This window comes from Micromonospora sp. NPDC000089 (genome assembly GCF_042899365.1).
GTDB lineage: Bacteria > Actinomycetota > Actinomycetes > Mycobacteriales > Micromonosporaceae > Micromonospora.
The window spans coordinates 129,792-147,557 of sequence record NZ_JBIAZT010000008.1 but is presented as its reverse complement, the minus strand read 5'-3'; the positions used below and the strand labels follow the sequence as shown (position 1 = coordinate 147,557).

14 protein-coding genes and 2 pseudogenes are annotated in these 17,766 nt (G+C 74.7%); 6 read left to right on the top strand and 10 right to left on the bottom strand.

Annotated features, from left to right (window positions below):
* Window positions 1–24 precede the first annotated feature (24 nt).
* From ACFY3U_RS17075 to ACFY3U_RS17065, 3 genes and pseudogenes are all read left to right on the top strand, one after another.
* Window positions 25–1,233 (top strand): annotated as a pseudogene (locus tag ACFY3U_RS17075) (transposase); the annotation flags it as partial.
* Between the two features lie 189 nt (window positions 1,234–1,422).
* A pseudogene (locus ACFY3U_RS17070) lies at window positions 1,423–2,694 on the top strand (hypothetical protein); the annotation flags it as partial.
* 176 nt (window positions 2,695–2,870) lie between these two features.
* Window positions 2,871–4,094, top strand: a complete 1,224-nt coding sequence (locus ACFY3U_RS17065; protein WP_387201931.1) for an ABC transporter substrate-binding protein — start codon at window positions 2,871–2,873, stop codon at window positions 4,092–4,094.
* Between the two features lie 149 nt (window positions 4,095–4,243).
* On the opposite strand, the gene ACFY3U_RS17060 is transcribed toward ACFY3U_RS17065, so the two are convergent.
* The 4 genes from ACFY3U_RS17060 to ACFY3U_RS17045 form a co-directional block, all read right to left on the bottom strand.
* Window positions 4,244–4,837 (bottom strand): ATP/GTP-binding protein, encoded by a 594-nt coding sequence (locus tag ACFY3U_RS17060; protein ID WP_088964027.1) that lies wholly within the window; start codon window positions 4,835–4,837, stop codon window positions 4,244–4,246.
* Window position 4,838: 1 nt separating this feature from the next.
* Window positions 4,839–5,216, bottom strand: coding sequence for a DUF742 domain-containing protein (locus tag ACFY3U_RS17055; protein ID WP_387201927.1), 378 nt, complete (start codon window positions 5,214–5,216; stop codon window positions 4,839–4,841).
* A gap of 96 nt (window positions 5,217–5,312) precedes the next feature.
* Window positions 5,313–5,717: a roadblock/LC7 domain-containing protein gene (locus ACFY3U_RS17050; protein WP_013283992.1), complete on the bottom strand. Its 405-nt coding sequence runs from the start codon at window positions 5,715–5,717 to the stop codon at window positions 5,313–5,315.
* A complete protein-coding gene (locus ACFY3U_RS17045) occupies window positions 5,714–9,445 on the bottom strand; it encodes a nitrate- and nitrite sensing domain-containing protein (protein ID WP_387201924.1) in 3,732 nt (1,243 codons plus the stop codon). Before ACFY3U_RS17045 ends, ACFY3U_RS17050 begins: the two co-directional genes overlap by 4 nt.
* Before the next feature lie 459 nt (window positions 9,446–9,904).
* Here ACFY3U_RS17045 and ACFY3U_RS17040 point away from each other — a divergent pair, with 459 nt between their 5' ends.
* Window positions 9,905–10,255 (top strand): hypothetical protein, encoded by a 351-nt coding sequence (locus ACFY3U_RS17040; RefSeq protein ID WP_387201921.1) that lies wholly within the window; start codon window positions 9,905–9,907, stop codon window positions 10,253–10,255.
* An 84-nt stretch (window positions 10,256–10,339) separates the two neighbouring features.
* Here ACFY3U_RS17040 and ACFY3U_RS17035 read toward each other — a convergent pair whose 3' ends face one another.
* Entirely contained in the window at window positions 10,340–11,416 is a 1,077-nt protein-coding gene (locus ACFY3U_RS17035) for an adenosine deaminase (protein ID WP_387201920.1), read from the bottom strand.
* Between the two features lie 53 nt (window positions 11,417–11,469).
* Entirely contained in the window at window positions 11,470–11,883 is a 414-nt protein-coding gene (locus ACFY3U_RS17030; protein WP_387201917.1) for a PPOX class F420-dependent oxidoreductase, read from the bottom strand.
* Between the two features lie 57 nt (window positions 11,884–11,940).
* On the opposite strand from ACFY3U_RS17030, the gene ACFY3U_RS17025 reads away from it, so the two are divergent.
* Window positions 11,941–12,426: a MarR family winged helix-turn-helix transcriptional regulator gene (locus tag ACFY3U_RS17025; protein ID WP_387201914.1), complete on the top strand. Its 486-nt coding sequence runs from the start codon at window positions 11,941–11,943 to the stop codon at window positions 12,424–12,426.
* 1 nt (window position 12,427) lies between these two features.
* The gene (locus tag ACFY3U_RS17020) at window positions 12,428–13,405 is read left to right on the top strand and encodes a putative RNA methyltransferase (RefSeq protein WP_387201911.1); all 978 of its coding nucleotides are present in this window, start codon (window positions 12,428–12,430) and stop codon (window positions 13,403–13,405) included.
* 44 nt (window positions 13,406–13,449) lie between these two features.
* Here ACFY3U_RS17020 and ACFY3U_RS17015 read toward each other — a convergent pair whose 3' ends face one another.
* The 4 genes from ACFY3U_RS17015 to ACFY3U_RS17000 form a co-directional block, all read right to left on the bottom strand.
* Window positions 13,450–14,130, bottom strand: a complete 681-nt coding sequence (locus ACFY3U_RS17015; RefSeq protein ID WP_387201908.1) for a DUF4272 domain-containing protein — start codon at window positions 14,128–14,130, stop codon at window positions 13,450–13,452.
* Between the two features lie 124 nt (window positions 14,131–14,254).
* On the bottom strand, window positions 14,255–15,535 hold the full coding sequence (locus ACFY3U_RS17010; protein ID WP_387201905.1) for a thymidine phosphorylase: 1,281 nt from the start codon (window positions 15,533–15,535) through the stop codon (window positions 14,255–14,257).
* A 134-nt stretch (window positions 15,536–15,669) separates the two neighbouring features.
* On the bottom strand, window positions 15,670–16,377 hold the full coding sequence (locus tag ACFY3U_RS17005; protein WP_387201902.1) for a cytidine deaminase: 708 nt from the start codon (window positions 16,375–16,377) through the stop codon (window positions 15,670–15,672).
* A 106-nt stretch (window positions 16,378–16,483) separates the two neighbouring features.
* The gene (locus ACFY3U_RS17000) at window positions 16,484–17,764 is read right to left on the bottom strand and encodes an ABC transporter permease (RefSeq protein WP_387201899.1); all 1,281 of its coding nucleotides are present in this window, start codon (window positions 17,762–17,764) and stop codon (window positions 16,484–16,486) included.
* Window positions 17,765–17,766 lie beyond the last annotated feature (2 nt).

The window sequence follows — 17,766 nt, the reverse complement described above, 5'->3', positions numbered from 1 at the left end:
TGTGACCGGGAGGAGGACGACGCCGTGGCGCTCGTGCGCGTGTACTGCGGTCTGGCCTCAGCCGATCCGGCGGAGCGACCGGCGGCGGCCGGTCCGACGCTGACGTCTGCTGTGGTCGACGACGCAGGCCGGCTGCTGCATGTCTGCGAGATCGGCGACGACCCGGCCGGGTACGCCCGGTTGGTCGCGCTGCTCGTGGAGCGGTCGGGCGGGCCGAGCGGGGTGGCCATCGCGGCCGACAGCGACGACCACACGGTCACCGCGCTGTTGAGCGCCGCGGGGCGTCCACTCGCGATCACGGACGACGACTCCGCCGACGACTTCGCCGAGCGCTTCGCCGACGACGACTCCCTGGAGGAGATGCAGTCACCCCCGGCCGAGCGCCGGGCGGTGGGCCTGGCCCGCGCCCTGCAGGCCGGCGCGCTCTCCGCGGTCACCCTGCCGGCCCCGCGCGACCTGGTCGGCTACAAGCAGGTGCTGGCGGCGCACGCCGCCCTCTCCAGCGGTCGGCACGCCGCCGCGGCCGCGCTGCGCGAGGTGCTCCGCGAGCTCTATCCGGCGGCCCTGCGGGCGTACCCGGATCCGGCCGAGCCGGTCGCGTTGGCCGTCCTCGACGCGCTCCCCGAGCCGGGCATGCTGGCCGGCACCACCAGCCGCGGCCGGGAGCTCTCGGTCGCCGTCGACGCCGTGGCCGAGCACCTCGCGGCCGACGGGGTCGCCGAGCTCGAGCAGATCGAGGACGCGGTCACCGCGCTGCGGGTGGCGGTCACCGAGACGCCGCGCCGCGCCACCGTCAACCGGGCGCTCACCTCAGCGGTGGCGGAGACCGTCCGCCAGGCGGTCGCCTCGGTGCGGGCCTGCGACGCCGGCTGCGACGCCCTGGTCGGCGCCCTCAGCGCCCGGGTCACCACCCCGACCCCGGTGCCGGGCCGGCGGGCCGCCGCCCGTCGTGGCGAGCCGGTCGGCGAGCTGACCGGCATCGGCGGCACCGGAACGGGCCTGCGGGCCGTCCGCCCGGTCGAGCCGCAGGCGCCCGTGCCCACCGGCCGGCGCAGCCGTCCGGAGCCGGTCGCCGGCGGGACGCTGCCCACCGCGCCGCGGCCGCTCGGGCCGCCGCCGGTGGCGCCCGCCCCGGTGGCGCCACCGCCCGTCGCACCGGCGCCGGTCACCCCGGTCGCCCCCGCCGCGACGACCGCCACCCCGGCCTCCGCGCCGCCCGCCCGCACCGATCCGGCGATGCCGGTGGTCCGCCGCGGCACCGACGCCGGCATGCCGGTGGTACGTCGGGGCGCCGACCCCGCGTCGCCGCTGGCCGGCCGGGGCACCGACTCCACCTCGCCGCTGGTCCGCCGCGGCACCGACCCGGCCATGCCGGTCGTCCGCCGGGAGACCGACCCGGCCATGCCGGTCGTCCGCCGCGGGGTCGACGGGCCGACGAACCGGCCGGTCTCCGCGCCGCCGCCGCCCCCGCCCGGGATCACCCCGATCGCTCCGGCGCAGCGGGGGGCCGTGCCGCCCGCGGAGGCGGGCGAGCCGTTCCGGCCGACGCTGACCACCGCCGCGATCAACAGTGCCCGGGCGGAGCGGCAGCGCACCGTGATCCCGCCCCGGCCGAAGACCAACGGTGCGTCGGTGCCCCCCGTGGGCGGCTTCAGCGCCACCGACCTGAGCGTGCCGGTGCCGACGCCCCGTCCCGAGGCCGAGGCCGCGCCGCCCGGCTCGCGGGCCAACTGGCCGCTGGTCAACAACCCGCAGGATCCGGCGGACAGCGCCGCCGACAATCCGGTGGTGCCGTCCTTCGGCGAGCGCGGTGGTCGAGCGGCGGAGGCCTCCGCCGACGCCGGGGCCGAGCGCCGGGTCACCCCGCCCTGGCTCGCCGACGACCTGCCCCAGGAACCGCCGATGCTGCGGCTGGTCGAGCCGCCGCCGCTGGCCGACCGGGCGCTGCGCGACGGGCTCCCCCCGGCCGCCGACCCGCAGCTGGAGACGCCGCCGCTGCGCCTCGTCGAGCGGGACGACGCCAGCCGTACCGGCCGGGCCGGCCGCCCACTTCCCGAGCGCCGGGCCGACCTGCCCGAGCGGCGGTCCGACCTCGCGGAGCGCCGCCCGGAGCTGCCCGAGCGGCGGTCCGAGTTCGCCGAGCGGCGCTCCGATCTGCCGGAGCGGCGGTCGGACCGCCGGGCCGACCTGCCCGAGCGCCGGCCGGATCCGGTCGAGCGTCGGCCCGCTCCGCGGGAGCACCGCCCCTCGCCGATCTCCGACGAGGGCGACGGCGACCTGCTGATCTTCGCTCAGGCCAGGTCCGCCTGGTTCGTCGGTCACGCCGAGGAGAGCGAGCTGGACTGGTCGACCACGGCGGACACCGGTTGGCAGGCCGCCGAGCAGGCGGCCCGCCCGGCGATCGGCGCGGAGACCTCCGCCGGCCTGCCCAAGCGGGTTCCCCAGGCCAACCTGGTGCCCGGCTCACCGCTGCGCGAGGAACGGCCGCTGCGGATCGTCCGGGACGCGGCCAGCCTCGCCGAGAACACCACCGGTTACTTCCGCGGCTGGCGTCGCGGGCAGGAGATCGGTGGCTTCGCGGTCGGCGGCCGGCCGGGGCGTGAGTCGGCCGGTGGCTGGGACTTCAGCCGGGACCCGGCCGAGCGGGACGACGACCGGGAGTACGAGTTCCGTTCCGCCGGCTACCGGTCCTGACACTCCGCCGAGGATCGCCCCCGGCGACCGGCCGCCGGATCGGTCCCGAGCCCACCGGAACGCCCTCCGACCTGCGTGTTTCTGCCCACACCCGGCTGAGTTGACGCCGGGTCCGGGCGGGCGGAAACATACCCGCGGCACCGGCGAGAACCCGCCGGGCGGGAAAGGCGACTCCAATGGCGACACCGGCGACCGGCTCCCTCGTGCACACCCGACGCGGGGTGCTCACCGCGGCGGCCAGCACCCTCCTGCTCACCGCCTGCGGGCGCGGCACGGCCGACCGGGACGCCGGCGCCCCCACCGCCACCCCCGGCGTCGAAGACCTGGTGGTCGGGGTCAGCCTGGAGCTGACCGGGCGTGGCGCCGCGCTGGGCGTGCCGCAGGAGCGAGCGCTGCGGATCACCGCCGACGCCCTCAACCAGGACGGCGTACCGGTCGGCAACCAGCGCCGACGGATCCGGCTCGAGGTGCGGGACAACGGCAGCAACCCCCGGGTGGCCGCCCGTCAGGCCACCGAGCTGGCCACCCGGGACGGCGCGCACGCCCTGATCGGCGCCACGCTGGCCGAGACCTCGATGGGGATGATCGGGGTGGCGCAGCGGCTCCGGGTGCCGTACGTCTCGCTGGCCTTCGGTGACGGGATCGTCCGTCCGCTCGCCGACCGGACCTTCGTCTACAAGGTGACGCCCGACTCCCGGCCGGTTGCCAGTCGGATCGCCGCGCTGCTCGCCGAGCGGGGGCACCGCCGGGTGGCGCTGCTGGCCGGCAGCGGCCTGCACGGCGACGCGGGCGTCGAGGCGGTCGGCCCGGCCGTCGAGGCGGTGGGCCTGCGGCTCGTGCACACCGCCCGGCTGCCGGTGGACAGCATCGCCATGGTGCCGGCCGCCCAGGAGGCCGTCCGGCGCACCCCGGACGCCGTGGTGGTCTGGGCCAACGCCCCCGACTCCGGCGCCGCGGCCCGGGCACTGCGTAAGGCCGGCTACCGGGGGCCGCTGTACCTGGACGCCGCGGCCGTCGCCGAGGACACCCTGAACGAGCGCAACGCCCCGGCAGTGGAGGGCGCGTACGTGGTGCACCCGCTGACGCTCGGCGGTGACACCCTGACCAACACCACCAGCGGCGCCCTGGCCCGGCTCGACCTGACCTTCCAGTACCTCAACCGGTACGGCACCTACCGCGGCTTCGCCCCGTACGCCTCGGACGCCCTGACCCTGCTGGTGGAGGCGGCCCGGGCGGCGTCCAGCCTCGACCGTGGCCGGATCCGCGCCTACCTGCGCACCGAGGTGATCGACGGGATGGCCGGCTCGTACGCCTTCGAGCCCAGCCGGCACAGCGGGATGAACGGTGGCGCCCTCGGCGTGTACACGGTCAGCCGCGGCAGCTGGACCCGCTACTCCTGACCCCGCGACCCCCGGGTGCCCGGCGGGCCCACCGGAGCTACCTGGCCGGCCGGAGCACCGGCGTACGGGGCCGGCCGTAGCACCGGTGTGCACGGACAACAGGACGCGCCCGGGGCGGCCGAAGCCACCACCGGGCGCGTCGAGAGCCGTCAGGCCGGGGCGACCGCGCGCGAGCGGCGCATGGTCAGCACGTACTCGACCAGCGAGATCAGCACGTGCTTGGTCGACTCCCGGTTACGGGCGTCGCAGGCCACCACCGGCACGTCCGTGGAGATCGCCAGCGCGTCCCGGACGTCCTGCGGGTCGTGGTACTGCATGCCGTCGAAGCAGTTGATGGCCACCAGGTACGGCAGCCGCCGGTGCTCGAAGAAGTCGATCGCGGCGAAGCAGTCGGCCAGCCGGCGGGTGTCGACCAGCACCACGGCGCCGATCGCGCCGCGTACCAGCTCGTCCCACATGAACCAGAACCGCGTCTGGCCGGGGGTCCCGAACAGGTACAGGATCAGGTCCCGGTCGATCGAGATACGCCCGAAGTCCATCGCCACCGTGGTCGTCGTCTTGCCCGGCACCTGCCGGGTGTCGTCGACGCCCACGCCGGCGGAGGTCATGATGGCCTCGGTGGTCAGCGGCGTGATCTCCGAGACCGAGCCCACCAGCGTCGTCTTGCCGACGCCGAACCCCCCGGCGATAACGATCTTCGCCGACGTCACTCGCCCGCTCGGCGCAGGCGGGCGGTGCGACATGTCAGAGCCTGCGAAGTCCACTCAGCACCCTCTCCAGCAGTTCAGTGCCCATCGCGTCGTCCGAGTCGTCCAGGATGGTCGGCTCGTGGACCGCGACCAGGCCGTCCGTCGCCATGTCGGCGATGAGCACCCGGGCCACGCCGAGCGGAAGCTGCATCCGTGCCGCGATCTCGGCCAACGACTGCACGCGTCCGTCACACAGCGCGGCGATGTACTGGTGCTCTCGGCCCTGGCCGCCATTGCCACTGGCAGCGGCCCGACCGCGCACCGTCGTCTCGACGAGCGCCTCGAGGGCGATGTCGAGTCGGGGACGGGTACGACCACGGGTCACGGCGTATGGACGGACCAACGCACCGGTCGGTTCGTCACGATCGGCCATGTCGCCGCTCACCTCCCTCGTACCCGGCACCGGTTGTCACCGGCGACACCCCGTCATTGTCGTGTCGTTGCTGCTCACCGACCTGCTGGTCGGCGATCAGCCCATCATCCCGACAGCCGTACGCGGCTGCGGGGTCAGCGCGTCACCCACCCGGTCGACGAGCAGGGCCATCTCGTAGCCGACCTGGCCGACGTCGCAGCTGCGGGCGGCCAGCACGGCGAACGAGGAGCCGTCCGAGATGGACATCAGGAACAGGAAGCCGTTGTCCATCTCGACGACGGTCTGCAGCACCGCCCCGCCCTCGAAGCAGCGGGCCGCGCCCTGGGTCAGGCTGACCAGGCCGGAGGCGATCGCCGCCAGCTGGTCGGCCCGGTCCCGGGGCAGGTCCCGCGACGACGCGAGGAGCAGGCCGTCCGCGGAGACGGCGACCGCGTGCGCGACCCCCGGCACCCGATCGGCGAAGTTGGCCAGCAGCCAACCGAGATCCTGCGTAGTGGTCATCCTTCTTGCTCCTTCTGCCCGCTCCCGGCGGCCCGGCCCGAGCCGGACTGCGAGGATTGCTGCCCTCCCGGAGTCGCCTCCGGACTGGTGGGGTTGCTGTCCGAGGGGTGGGTCCGGCCGCGCTGCACGCCCCGATGGTAGGCGGAGAGCAGACCGCGTACCGCTTCCGGCGTCCGGCGCTGGACGGAGGTGGTCGGCTTCTCCACGGCGCCGGGCACCAGCTGGGCCATCGGCGTCCGCTTCGGCAGACCGGTTTCGGTGGTCGCCGCGACCGGCACGTCGGAGGCGGCCACCGCGGCCCGCCAGCCGTCGTCGGCGGCGGTCTGCCAGCCGGTGCCCTGCTGCGGCGCGGGCCGGCGGGTGGGCAGGCCGTTGGCCGGGCCGGGCCGGGCGCCGCCGTTGGTCGACCCGTTGGCACGGGGCGCGCCTGCGGCTGTCGGGGTGTCTGCCATCGGCGGTTTACCTGTCGGGGCTGGTGCGGTGTCCGGAGCGGAACGGTCGGCGGCGTCGACGACGGGGGTCTGCTGCGTCGCGGCGCCGTTCGGGGCCGCCTTGCCGCCGGCCGCCTCCTCGGGCCCGGGTCGGCGGGTGCGGAACCACGCCGACTCCAGCTCCCGGAAGATCGGCAGCTCCATCGTCTCGTCCGCGTACCGCTGGCGGCTGCCGGCCTGCTGCGGCGTCGTCGGCCGACCGGCCGGCGCCTGCCCGGCGCGGACCCGCGGCCCGCTGGGCTGTCCCGCGCTGGGCTGTCCCGCGCTGGGCTGTCCCGCGCTGGGCTGACCGGCCTGAGCCTGCGGCCCGGTGGGCTGCGCGGGCTGCTGCTGCGGCGCCGGACGGGTCTGCGGAGCGGCGTACGCCTGCGGCGCGGCGGGCCGGGCCGCCGCGCTCGGCGGCTCGGTCTCGGTGCGACCGATCCGGGGCAGCTCCGAGGTCATGTCCAGCGCGGCGGCGAGCCGTTCCGGGACCGCCGGGGCGCCGCCCTGCTCGGTGCCGGTCACCGGCGGCGTGCCGACCACCGGCGGCCAGGCCGGCGGCGCACCCGCGCTCGGTCCGGCCGGTGCGGCCGGGGACGGTCCCGCCGGGGTCGGCCGCTGCGGCAACGCGTTGCCCGGCGGCGTGGAGACCGGCTGGCCCGAGACCGGCGCGGCCGAGACCGGCGGGCCCGAGTACGGCTGCGCCGAGAACGGCGCGGAGTACGGCTGGGCCGAGTACGGCTGACCGGACACCGGGTGCCCCGACACCGGCTGGCCGGACGTGGGCGCGGCCGAGACCGGCATGCCGGAGACCGGCGGCAGTGGTGGCGACGAGACCGGCGGGAACGGCGGGGCGCTGTACGGGCGGGCCTCCGGGCTGCTCGGCAGCTGCCGCGGGATCATCGGCTGCTGCCCGGTGCTGCCCGGGTCGCCGTCGTCCGCACGCCGCTGCGGCAGCGGACCGGTCGGCTGGCCGTTGCTGGGCCGGTTGAACACGTCGCCGCCGTTGAGGCCGCCGGCGCCGGTCAGGTCCGACCAGGCCGGCATGGCGCGCGGGCCACCGTCGGCCGGGCTGCCGTTGCGCGGCGCCGGCTCGAACGGACGGCCACCCAGGGTGACCTGGTTACCGGAGTCGGCCGGACGGCCGCCCGCGGTGGGGCCGCCGCCGAGCGCGGGCAGCGCGCCGAAGACCGGGGCGCCCGCGGACAGCTGCGGAGCGGGGGTGGCGGCGACCGGCAGCGAGCCCGGCTGCGGCATCCGACCGGCGAGCGCCCGCGGCACCAGCACCGAGGTGGGCAGGGTGACCTCGGCCACCGTGCCTCGACCGGTGCCCGGCCGCAGCTCCACCTTGACCCCGTGCCGGGACGCCAGCCGGGCTACCACGACCAGGCCCATCATCCGGGAGACCGCCACGTCCACCTGCGGCGGCGTGGCGAGCCGCTCGTTGAGCTCGGCCAGCTGCTCGGCGCTGATGCCGATGCCGTGGTCCTCGACGTAGAGGGTGGCCCGGTCGCCCGCCCGGCGCGCCTCCACCATCACCTGGGAGTCCGGTGGGGAGAACGCGGTGGCGTTGTCGAACAGCTCGGCCACCAGGTGCACCAGGTCGTTGACCGCGTGCGCGGCGACCTCGATGTCCCGGTCGATGATGCCGAACTCGATCCGGGTGTAGTGCTCCACCTCGGACTGGGCGGCCCGCAGCACGTCGATCAGGGCGGCCGGCTCGCGCTGCACGCGGGTGGAGTCCGCCCCGGCGAGCACCAGGAGGTTCTCGTCGTTGCGGCGCATCCGGGTGGCCAGGTGGTCGAGCTGGAACAGCTCGGCCAGCCGGTCCGGGTCCTCCTCGCCGCGCTCCAGCCGGTCCAGGTGACCGATCAGCCGGTCGACCAGGATCTGCGAACGGCGGGCGAGGTTGACGAACATGGTGGCGACGGAGGACCGCAGGGCGGCCTGCTCCGCCGCGGTCTTCACAGCCTCCAGGTGGACCGCGTTGAACGCCTCGGTCACCTGGCCGAACTCGTCGCGGCTGCGGACCGGCAGCGGCTCGGCGATCTGGTTGGCCAGCTGCCCGGCGGACATGCCCCCGGCGACCTGCGGGTCGCGCAGTCGGGCGACCGCCTGGGGCAGGCCGTACTGGGCGATCGAGAGGGCGCCCTGACGCAGGTCACGCAGCGACCGGGCCATCGACCGGGCGACCAGGTACGCGAAGAGGATGCTCAGCAGCAGCATGCCGAGCAGCAGGCCGGTCTCCAGGAAGACCTGCTGCTGGACGTCCGAGCGCAGCCGGTCGGCCTGGGCCAGCACGTTACCGTCGAGCTCCGCCTCGACGGTCCGGTACAGGCCGGAGTAGGCCACCATGGCGGCGTCCCACTGGTCGGGGCCGAACTTGATCGAGTCGGTCCGGTCGGTGGTGAGGCCGCCGATCTGGCCGATGTAGACCTGGGCCTGCCGCAGGTCGGATCCGGCGACGGTCTGGTTGTAGAACTCCCGCTCTTCCCGGCTGGCCACCGTCTCGAAGGTCTGCTGCGCCTGCTGCAGACCGGTGCCGGTGGCGATGTACTGGTCGCGCAGCGCGGACGGGTACGCCTTGCGGAGCAGGATCTCGTGCACCGCGATCCGGCGGAGGGAGAGGAACTCCTTGGCCCGCGCGACGGAGCCGGCGGCCCGCATCCGGTCGCTCAGGTCGTTGTCGCCGGCGAGCTGGGTGGCGGAGTCGCGGATGCTGATCAGGCCGTCGATCAGGAACTGGTACTTGCCGACCGCGTCGGTGGTGCGCAGCCTGCCGTTGTAGACCTGGCTGCGGGTGCCCGGCAGGTCCAGCAGGTCCTGGTCGATCCGGTCCAGCAGGTTCTCGAAGTTGGCCGGCAGGCCATCGATGTCGACCCGCTGTTGGGAGTACGGTGCCTTGGCCTGGTCCACCCGCGCGTTGACCCGGTTGTAGGCCTCCTGGTACTGCTCCCGCGCCTGACCCTTGGGGGGCGAACCGAGCAGCAGGACGGCCGAGGTGCGCTCGTCCTGCAGGGTGTTCACCAGGTCACCCGAGCGGTCCACCAGGGCGGCGAGGTCGCCGGCCCGGTTGGCGTTGTTGAGCGTCTGCAGGTGGTCGACCAACCCGCTCGTGCCCACGACGACCGTGGCGATGGTCGGCACGATCATGATCAGACCGAGCTTGGACCAGATCGGCATGTCACGGAGTCGACCGGCCGGCCGGCTCAGTCGCGACAGGAAGGAGCCCGCCGTCTGTGGCCGTTTGCTCACGTCACCGCCCTCGCGATTACAGCGTTCCGCGTTGCCTCGGGCAACGCCCAGCGACCGACCCGGCGGGTCGGACCCCCGAGATTCCATCACGCCGCTCCGGAAAGAGAAAGCCCAGGTTGGCGCTCACCGGGGGTGTGATGAGATAGGGGAACACTTTGCTCGCTATCCGTCTGGCCGGAGTCACCTAACGTAATGGAATATCGTCACCGCGTCGTTCTTCTGGCCGGCCCCTCCGGCTCCGGAAAGTCGTACATTGCGCAGCGAACCGGACTTCCCGTGCTGTGTCTGGACGACTTCTACAAGGACGGCGATGACCCTACGTTGCCGCGACAGAACGGCCTGGTGGACTGGGACTCCCCCGGCTCCTGGGATGCCGAAACGGCCGTGGAAACGATTGCGCGACTGGCTCGGGACGGCAAGGCCGAAGTGCCGGTTTATGCGATCGGTGCCGACCGCAAGGTGGCCAGCCGGCCATTCGTGGTGACCGGATCGCCACTCTTCATCGCCGAAGGGATCTTCGCCGCGGACATCGCCGAGGAGTGCCGCCGACGCGGCCTGCTCGCCGGGGCGTACGCGCTGCGCCGTCCGCGCGGCGCCACCTTCGTCCGCCGGCTGACGCGGGACCTGGCCGAACAGCGCAAGGCGCCGCGGGTGCTGGTCCGGCGCGGGCTGGCGCTGCTGCGCGCCGAGCCGGAGGTGCTGCGCCGGCAGACCGGGCTCGGCGCCGAGGCGACCCGGGCCCGGGAGATCCTGCGCCGGGTGGCCGGCCTGGTGGCCGACCACCCGCCCCACTCCGCCGACCGGCACTGAGCCCACCGCCCGCGCCGGGCCGACCGGCACTGAGCCCGCCGCCCGCGCCGGGCCGGCCGGGACCTGGCCGACCGGCCGCGCCGGTCAGCCGAGCAGCTTCGCGTACGCCGGCTTGATCACCTCGTCGATGATGCGCAACCGCTCGTCGAACGGGATGAACGCGCTCTTCATCGCGTTGATGGTGAACCACTGGAGCTCCTTCCAGCCGTAGCCGAAGGCCTCCACCAGCAGCGCCATCTCCCGGGACATCGAGGTGCCGCTCATCAGCCGGTTGTCGGTGTTCACCGTCACCCGGAACCGCAGGTCGCGCAGCAGCCCGATGGGGTGCTCGGCGATCGAGGCGACCGCGCCGGTCTGCACGTTGGACGACGGGCAGAGCTCCAGCGGGATGCGCTTGTCCCGGACGTACGCGGCGAGCCGGCCGAGCACCGGCGTCGGGCCCGGGTTGATGTCGTCCACGATCCGTACGCCGTGCCCCAGCCGGTCGGCCCCGCACCACTGGATGGCCTGCCAGATCGACGGCAGCCCGAACGCCTCGCCGGCGTGGATGGTGAAGTGGAAGTTCTCCCGCTGGAGGTACTCGAAGGCGTCCAGGTGCCGGGTGGGCGGGAAGCCCGCCTCGGCGCCGGCGATGTCGAAGCCGACCACGCCGGTGTCCCGGTGCCGGACGGCCAGCTCGGCGATCTCCTGCGAGCGGGCCGCGTGCCGCATCGCGGTGAGCAGGGTGCCCACCCGGATCCGGTGGCCGGCCTCGGCGGCCGCCGCGGTGCCCTCGGCGAACCCGGCGAGCACCGCGTCGACCACCTCGTCCAGGGTGAGGTCCTGCTCCAGGTGCTGCTCCGGGGCGAACCGGACCTCGGCGTAGACCACGCCGTCGGCGGCCAGGTCCAGGGCGCACTCCCGGGCCACCCGGCGCAGCGCCGGCGCGGTCTGCATCACCGCCACGGTGTGCGCGAACGTCTCCAGGTAGCGCTCCAGCGAGCCGGAGTCGGCCGCCTCGACGAACCAGCGACCGAGCGCCTCCGGGTCGGTGCTGGGCAGCTCGTGGCCGACCTCGGCGGCCAGTTCCACGATCGTCGCCGGGCGCAGACCGCCGTCGAGGTGATCGTGCAGCAACGCCTTCGGGGCCTTGACGATGTCCTGGTACGAGATTGCGACCATGCCCAGACCCTAGTTCCCGCCGCCGCCGGGACGGCACGGGACCGGGCCTGCCGTCACGGCCGCCAGCCGTACACCCGCTCGACGGCGAGGCGCAGGACGAGCCGGCCGTCGGTGACCATGGCCGCCCGGTAGTCCGCCCAGTCCGGGTGCTCGCCGCGGATCCGCCGGTAGACCTCGACCAGCTCGTCGACGATGGCGTCGTCGGTGGCCGCCGCCGGCGGGCTGAGCGTGACCACCCCCTCGGCCACCGCGTACGCCCCGCCGTCGGGGGTGCTGACGTAGAAGCTGGCGCGCGGGTCGCGGCGCAGGTTGCGCACCTTGGCCCGGTCGCCCGTGGTGGAGCAGCGGATCAGCCCCGGCTCGGCGAGGTAGTCCAGGTTCGACAGCTGCGGCCGGCCGTCCCGGCGCAGGGTGGCCAGCGCCCCGCGCCCCCGGTCTCCGAACAGCTCCCACAGACTGGTTGACATGTCATCGACCGTAGGGCCGGATCGGTGACATGTCAACGACCTGGCTAGGATCGGCGCATGGAGTCGACGCGCTGGCTGGACGAGCGGGAGGACCGCGCCTGGCGCGGGTACCGCCGGATGCGTCGCCTGCTCGACCTGGCGCTGGCCCGGCAGCTGGCCCAGGATTCCGGCCTCTCCGAGCCGGACTACGACGTCCTCACCGACCTGTCCGAGACCCCCGGCCAGCGGCTGCGACTCAGCGAGCTGGCCGACCGGATGCTCTGGTCGCGCAGCCGGCTGTCCCACCACATCTCCCGGATGTGCCGGCGCGGCCTGGTCACCCGCGAGGAGTGCCCGTCCGACGGCCGCGGCTCGCTGGTGGCGCTCACCCCGGCCGGCCGACGGGCCGTCGAGGCGGCCGCCCCGGGCCACGTCGCCGCCGTCCGCCGGCACCTGATCGACCAGCTCACCCCCGCCGAGATCGAGGCGCTCGGCGCGCTCACCCACCGGGTGGTCGCCCGGCTGGCCGCCGACCGCGCCCGGCCCGAGCCGGCGGAGGGCTGAGATGGACCCGCGGATCCTGGCCCGGCTGCGCTGCCCGGTCTGCGCCGAGCCGCTGACCGAGGCCACCGCCGGCACCGCCCGGGCGCTGCGCTGCCCGCGCGGGCACAGCTTCGACACCGCCCGACAGGGGTACGTCAACCTGCTCGCCGGCCGTGCCCCGCACGCCGGGGACAGCGCCGAGATGGTCGCCGCCCGAGCCGACTTCCTCTCCCGCGACCACTACCGACCGATCGCCACCGCACTCGCCGAGGCGGCTCGCGCGGCGATGCCGGCCCACGAGCCGGCGGCCCGCGCGGCGACGGTGAACAGCGGGGCGACGCCGGCCCGCGAAGCGGCACCGGACCGCGAGGCCACACCGGACCGCGAAGCGGCACCCGACCGCGAGCCGGCGGCGGGCGGTGGGGCGTACCCGTTGGTGGTGGACGCCGGGGCCGGCACCGGTTGGTATCTCGCCGCGGTGCTGGCGGCGCTGCCGGACGCCGTGGGTCTGGCCCTGGACGTCGCCAAGCCCGCGCTGCGCCGGGCGGCCCGGGCGCACCCGCGCGCCGCCGCGGCGCTGGCCGACACCTGGCAGCGACTCCCGCTCGCCGACCACTCCACCGCCCTGCTGCTCAACGTGTTCGCGCCGCGCAACGGCCCGGAGTTCCACCGGGTCCTCGACCCGGCCGGCGCGCTGCTGGTGGTCACCCCCACCGACGCGCACCTGACCGAGCTGGTCGACGCGCTCGGCCTGCTGCGGGTGGACCCGGCCAAGGCCGACCGGGTGGCCGAGAGCCTGGCCGGGCACTTCACCGAGGAGTCGGCCACCGAGCACCGGGCGCGGCTGACCCTGACCCGGGCCGAGGTGGCCACCCTGGTCGGGATGGGCCCCAGCGCCTGGCACGCCGACCCGGCCCGGCTGGCCGAGCGGATCGCCGCGCTGCCCGAGCCGGTCGCGGTGACCCTCGCCGTCCGGCTCGGCGTACACCGACCACGCTGACCGGCGGTCACCGGCCGGCGAGCACCGGCGGCGCCGGCGCCGGGTCAGGTGGAGAGGTCGACCTCTTCCCAGCCCGGCGGCTCGTCGTGGTACGGCCCGCGCAGCATCACCGCCCACTCCAGCGCCCAGCGGCGCTGCCCGATCGCGTTGGCGTCGACCAGCCCGGGCAGCGGGTGGCCGACCTTCTCCGCCGCCAGGTACGCCCAGTCCAGGCAGTAGTGCAGGTCGAGCAGGGCGGCCGCGTCGGCGGGGTGCTGCGGGGCGGCCAGGATCCGCGACCGCCAGTGGGCGAACGTCTCCCCGGAGGGGATGTGCGGCAGCCGCTCGACCAGCCGCTCGTCCACCGGCACCGTCGGGTCCAGCTCCTTGGTCAGGCCCAGCACCCAGCACAGCGAGAAGAGCGCGTCGTGGTGCAGCACGAACGACCGGTGGTCGCCCTTGCCGCCCATCACGAACTGCCACTCCGGCGGGGTGACCATGTCGACCAGGTGGGAGTTGAGCAGCCAGCCCGTCGCGGCCTGGGCGGGCATCCCGAAGCAGCGGGCGAGGATCACGTGCAGCACCGCGATCCGCGCCTCGATCTCGTCGGTCGGGCGCAGCTCGATCTCGTCGCCCGGCTCCCAGACCAGCGGGAACTGGGCGGGCGGCAGGGGCAGGCCGAGTCGGGCCAGCTCGTCGAGGCTCGCCTCACGGACTTCCCGGGGGTCGGGGGCGGTCACCAGCACGATCGATGTCCCTGTCTGCTCGCATCGGCGCACACTGCCGGTCGATCCCCCTGGGCTGGGAGGATAGCCGGTCGGGCAGGTGGGCACCATGGTGCCGCACCCACCGGTGACCGGCCCGCCGGGGTCAGCCGATCCGCTCGATGACCAGCGGCGTCGGCGTCGGCGTGGTGGCGGCGATCCGGACCGCCCGGGCGGCCTCCGCCCGCGCCGCCGGGATCCGGGAGGCGTCGTCGGCGCGCAGCTCGTAGAGCGGGTCGCCGGCGCGTACCGGGTCGCCGGGCCGCCGGTGCAGCACCACCCCGGCGGGGATGCTGACCGGGTCCTCCTTGCGGGCCCGTCCGGCGCCGAGTCGCCACGCGGCCACCCCGATCGCGTACGCGTCGACCGACTCGACGAAGCCGTCGGCCTCGGCGCGGACCACCTCCACCTCGTTGGCGGTCGGCATCGGGGCGTCCGGGTCGCCACCCTGGGCGCGGATCATCCGGCGCCAGGCGTCCATCGCCCGCCCGTCCCGCAGGGCGGCGGCCGGGTCGGCGTCCGGCAGACCGGCCGCGGTCAGCATCTCCCGGGCCAGCGCCAGGGTCAGCTCCACCACGTCGGCCGGGCCGCCGCCGGCCAGCACCTCCACCGACTCGGTCACCTCGACCGCGTTGCCGACGGTCAGCCCGAGCGGAGTGGACATGTCGGTGAGCAGCGCGACGGTCCGCACCCCGTGCGCGCCGCCCAGCTCCACCATGGTGCGGGCCAGCTCCCGGGCGTCGTCCACCGACTTCATGAACGCGCCGGAGCCGACCTTGACGTCGAGCACCAGCGCCCCGGTGCCCTCGGCGATCTTCTTGCTCATGATCGAGCTGGCGATCAGCGGGATCGCCTCGACGGTGCCGGTGACGTCGCGCAGCGCGTACAGCTTGCGGTCGGCCGGGGCGAGCCCGGTGCCGGCCGCGCAGATCACCGCGCCGACGTCGCGCAGCTGGGCGATGAACTCCTCGTTGCTCAGCGCGGCCCGCCAGCCGGGGATCGACTCCAGCTTGTCCAGCGTGCCGCCGGTGTGCCCGAGGCCGCGCCCGGACAGCTGCGGCACCGCGCCGCCGCACGCGGCGACCAACGGGGTGAGCGGCAGGGTGATCTTGTCACCGACGCCGCCGGTGGAGTGCTTGTCGACGGTCGGCCGGGTCACCGCGGACAGGTCCAGCCGCTCCCCGCTGGCGATCATCGCGGCGGTCCACCGGGCGATCTCCGGCGGCGTCATCCCGCGCAGCAGGATGGCCATGGCCAGCGCCGACATCTGCTCGTCGGCCACCACCCCCTGGGTGTACGCGTCGACCACCCAGTCGATCTGGTCGTCGCTCAGCACCCCCCCGTCCCGCTTGGCCCGAATGACATCAACCGCCGCAAACCCACTCATCAGATGATCTTCCCTAGTCGTTGCGAGATACCGACCGCGCGGACCGCGCCCACCGGGGATGGACCGACCGTGCCCGGCGGAGGGATCAAGCCTGACCGCCCGGAGCCGGGCACGGTCGGGCCCATCCCTCAAGCTCAACCCCTCCAGACCGAAGGGATCTCCGTAGGCGGCTCGCCCTCCCCCGCCCAGAAGATGGTGCCGGCCGCGTCGACCACCACCACCCTGGGGGTACGGGCCAGTCCCCAGCTGATCGCCTCGGCGGAGTCGTCCCAGCTCGGGCCCTCCTCCAGCACCCCGGTCTCGGCGTCCACCGCGTCGCCCGCGGACCGTTCCCAGTACGCCGTCCAGACCTGCTGGCCGGCAGCGAGGTCGGGGTGCACGAAGACGGTGCCGCGGCCCCGCCAGGCGGCCACCCGCTCCGGCACCACCGGCACCGGGGTCTCCCCCACCACCGCGTCGAGGTCCGCCACGTCGAACGCGTGCGGCAGCAGCTCGGCCATCCGCAGCGGCCCGAGGCGGGACTCGACCAGGCACTCCGGGCCGCCGTTCTCCCACAGCAGCTGCCGGCACCGGCCGCACGGCATCAGCGGCTCACCGGTCGCGTCGACGCAGGAGAGCGCCACCAGCCGGCCGCCGCCGGTGGCGTGCAGCGAGGAGACCACCCCGCACTCGGCGCAGAGGGTCACGCCGTAGCCGGCGTTCTCCACGTTGCAGCCGACCACGATCCGGCCGTCGTCGACCAGGGCGGCCGCGCCGACCGGGAACTTCGAGTACGGCGCGTACGCGTGCCGCATCGCCTCGGTGGCGGCGGCCCGTAGCCGGTCCCAGTCGATCTCGGTCATCCCACCATTGTGCCGAAGCCGCCCAGGTCGGACGCGCGAAGGGGTACCCGGGAACGCCGCGCGCCCGGCGGGAGTTCTTCCCCACCGGGCGCGTCGGGTCGCGGGCTCAGCCCTTGACGTACGGCTTGCCGTCCGCGGCGGGCGCGCGGACCCGGCCGACCAGCCCGGCCACCGCCAGGATGGTGGCCAGGTACGGCAGCATCGCCAGGAACTGGCTGGGAATGCTGCTGCCGATCGCGCCGAGGTAGGTGGCCAACTGGTCGGCGAAGCCGAAGAAGAGCGCGGCGAGCAGCGCCCCGGTCGGGCTCCACCGGCCGAAGATCAGCGCGGCCAGGGCGATGAAGCCCTTCCCACCGATCATGTTCTTGGTGAACGAGTAGAGCGCCAGCGTGTACGACGCGCCACCGATGCCGGCGACCATGCCGGCCAGCAGCACGTTGCGGTACCGCAGCCCGAGCACCTTGACGCCGAGGGTGTCCGCCGCGGTGGGGTGCTCGCCGACCGAGCGGGTCCGCAGCCCCCACCGGGTCCGGAACAGCGCGATGTGGATCACCAGCACCAGCAGCAGGCCGAGGTAGAGGAAGATGTTGCCGCGGAACAGCGCCGGCCCGAGGACCGGGATGTCCTTCAGCAGCGGGATCTCCCAGTTCGAGAAGCGCGGCGCGCTGTTGTACTTCTGCGCGTCGGTCTGCATCAGCCGCTCGTAGAGGAAGCCGGTGACGCCGACCGCCAGCAGGTTCAGCACGATACCCATGACCACCTGGTCGACCAGGTAGCGGATCGCGAACACGGCCAGCAGCAGCGAGATCAGCGCGCCGCCGATCGCGGCGGCGACCAGGCCGACCCAGACGCTCTGCGAGATGCTGCCGAACAGCGCGCCGCTGAACGCGCCCATCAGCAGCTGGCCCTCGATGGCCACGTTGACCACGCCGCTGCGCTCGCAGAGCACGCCGGCCAACGCGCCGAAGATCAGTGGCAGGGCCAGGATGAAGGTGCCCCGGACGATGTTGACCAGCGGCATGAAGTTGCGCCCCTCGGGGGCGGCGGAGACCTGCCAGCACAGGAAGCTCAGCACGAAGGCGACCAGGCCGACGCCGAGCGCGAGCGTGAACCAGCGCTTCGGCACCCCGGCCAGCAGGGCGCCGCCGGCCGCGGCGGTGATCAACCCGAACAGGATCGCGCCGACCGTGCCGTCGATCTCCAGCGCGGCGCCGCCCTCGGTCTCGCTGAGGGTGAAGCGGGCCTGCTGGCCGGTGGCGAGCGCCCCGAACAGCACGGTGGCGAGCACGCCCAGCGCCAGCAGGACCGCGCCGATCCTGCGGTTGCGCGTCCAGAAGCCCTGGTCGACCGTTGCCACGGCGACGTCGGGGACAGCGGTGGTGGACATGC

Coding starts and splice junctions, on each gene's coding strand:
- ACFY3U_RS17030 (WP_387201917.1), bottom strand. CDS start 11,883: ATGTCAACCAGTCTGTGGGAGCTGTTCGGAGACCGGGGGCGCGGGGCG.
- ACFY3U_RS17035 (WP_387201920.1), bottom strand. CDS start 11,416: ATGGTCGCAATCTCGTACCAGGACATCGTCAAGGCCCCGAAGGCGTTG.
- ACFY3U_RS17025 (WP_387201914.1), top strand. CDS start 11,941: ATGGAGTCGACGCGCTGGCTGGACGAGCGGGAGGACCGCGCCTGGCGC.
- ACFY3U_RS17055 (WP_387201927.1), bottom strand. CDS start 5,216: ATGGCCGATCGTGACGAACCGACCGGTGCGTTGGTCCGTCCATACGCC.
- ACFY3U_RS17000 (WP_387201899.1), bottom strand. CDS start 17,764: ATGTCCACCACCGCTGTCCCCGACGTCGCCGTGGCAACGGTCGACCAG.
- ACFY3U_RS17060 (WP_088964027.1), bottom strand. CDS start 4,837: ATGTCGCACCGCCCGCCTGCGCCGAGCGGGCGAGTGACGTCGGCGAAG.
- ACFY3U_RS17005 (WP_387201902.1), bottom strand. CDS start 16,377: ATGACCGAGATCGACTGGGACCGGCTACGGGCCGCCGCCACCGAGGCG.
- ACFY3U_RS17010 (WP_387201905.1), bottom strand. CDS start 15,535: ATGAGTGGGTTTGCGGCGGTTGATGTCATTCGGGCCAAGCGGGACGGG.
- ACFY3U_RS17020 (WP_387201911.1), top strand. CDS start 12,428: ATGGACCCGCGGATCCTGGCCCGGCTGCGCTGCCCGGTCTGCGCCGAG.
- ACFY3U_RS17065 (WP_387201931.1), top strand. CDS start 2,871: ATGGCGACACCGGCGACCGGCTCCCTCGTGCACACCCGACGCGGGGTG.
- ACFY3U_RS17050 (WP_013283992.1), bottom strand. CDS start 5,717: ATGACCACTACGCAGGATCTCGGTTGGCTGCTGGCCAACTTCGCCGAT.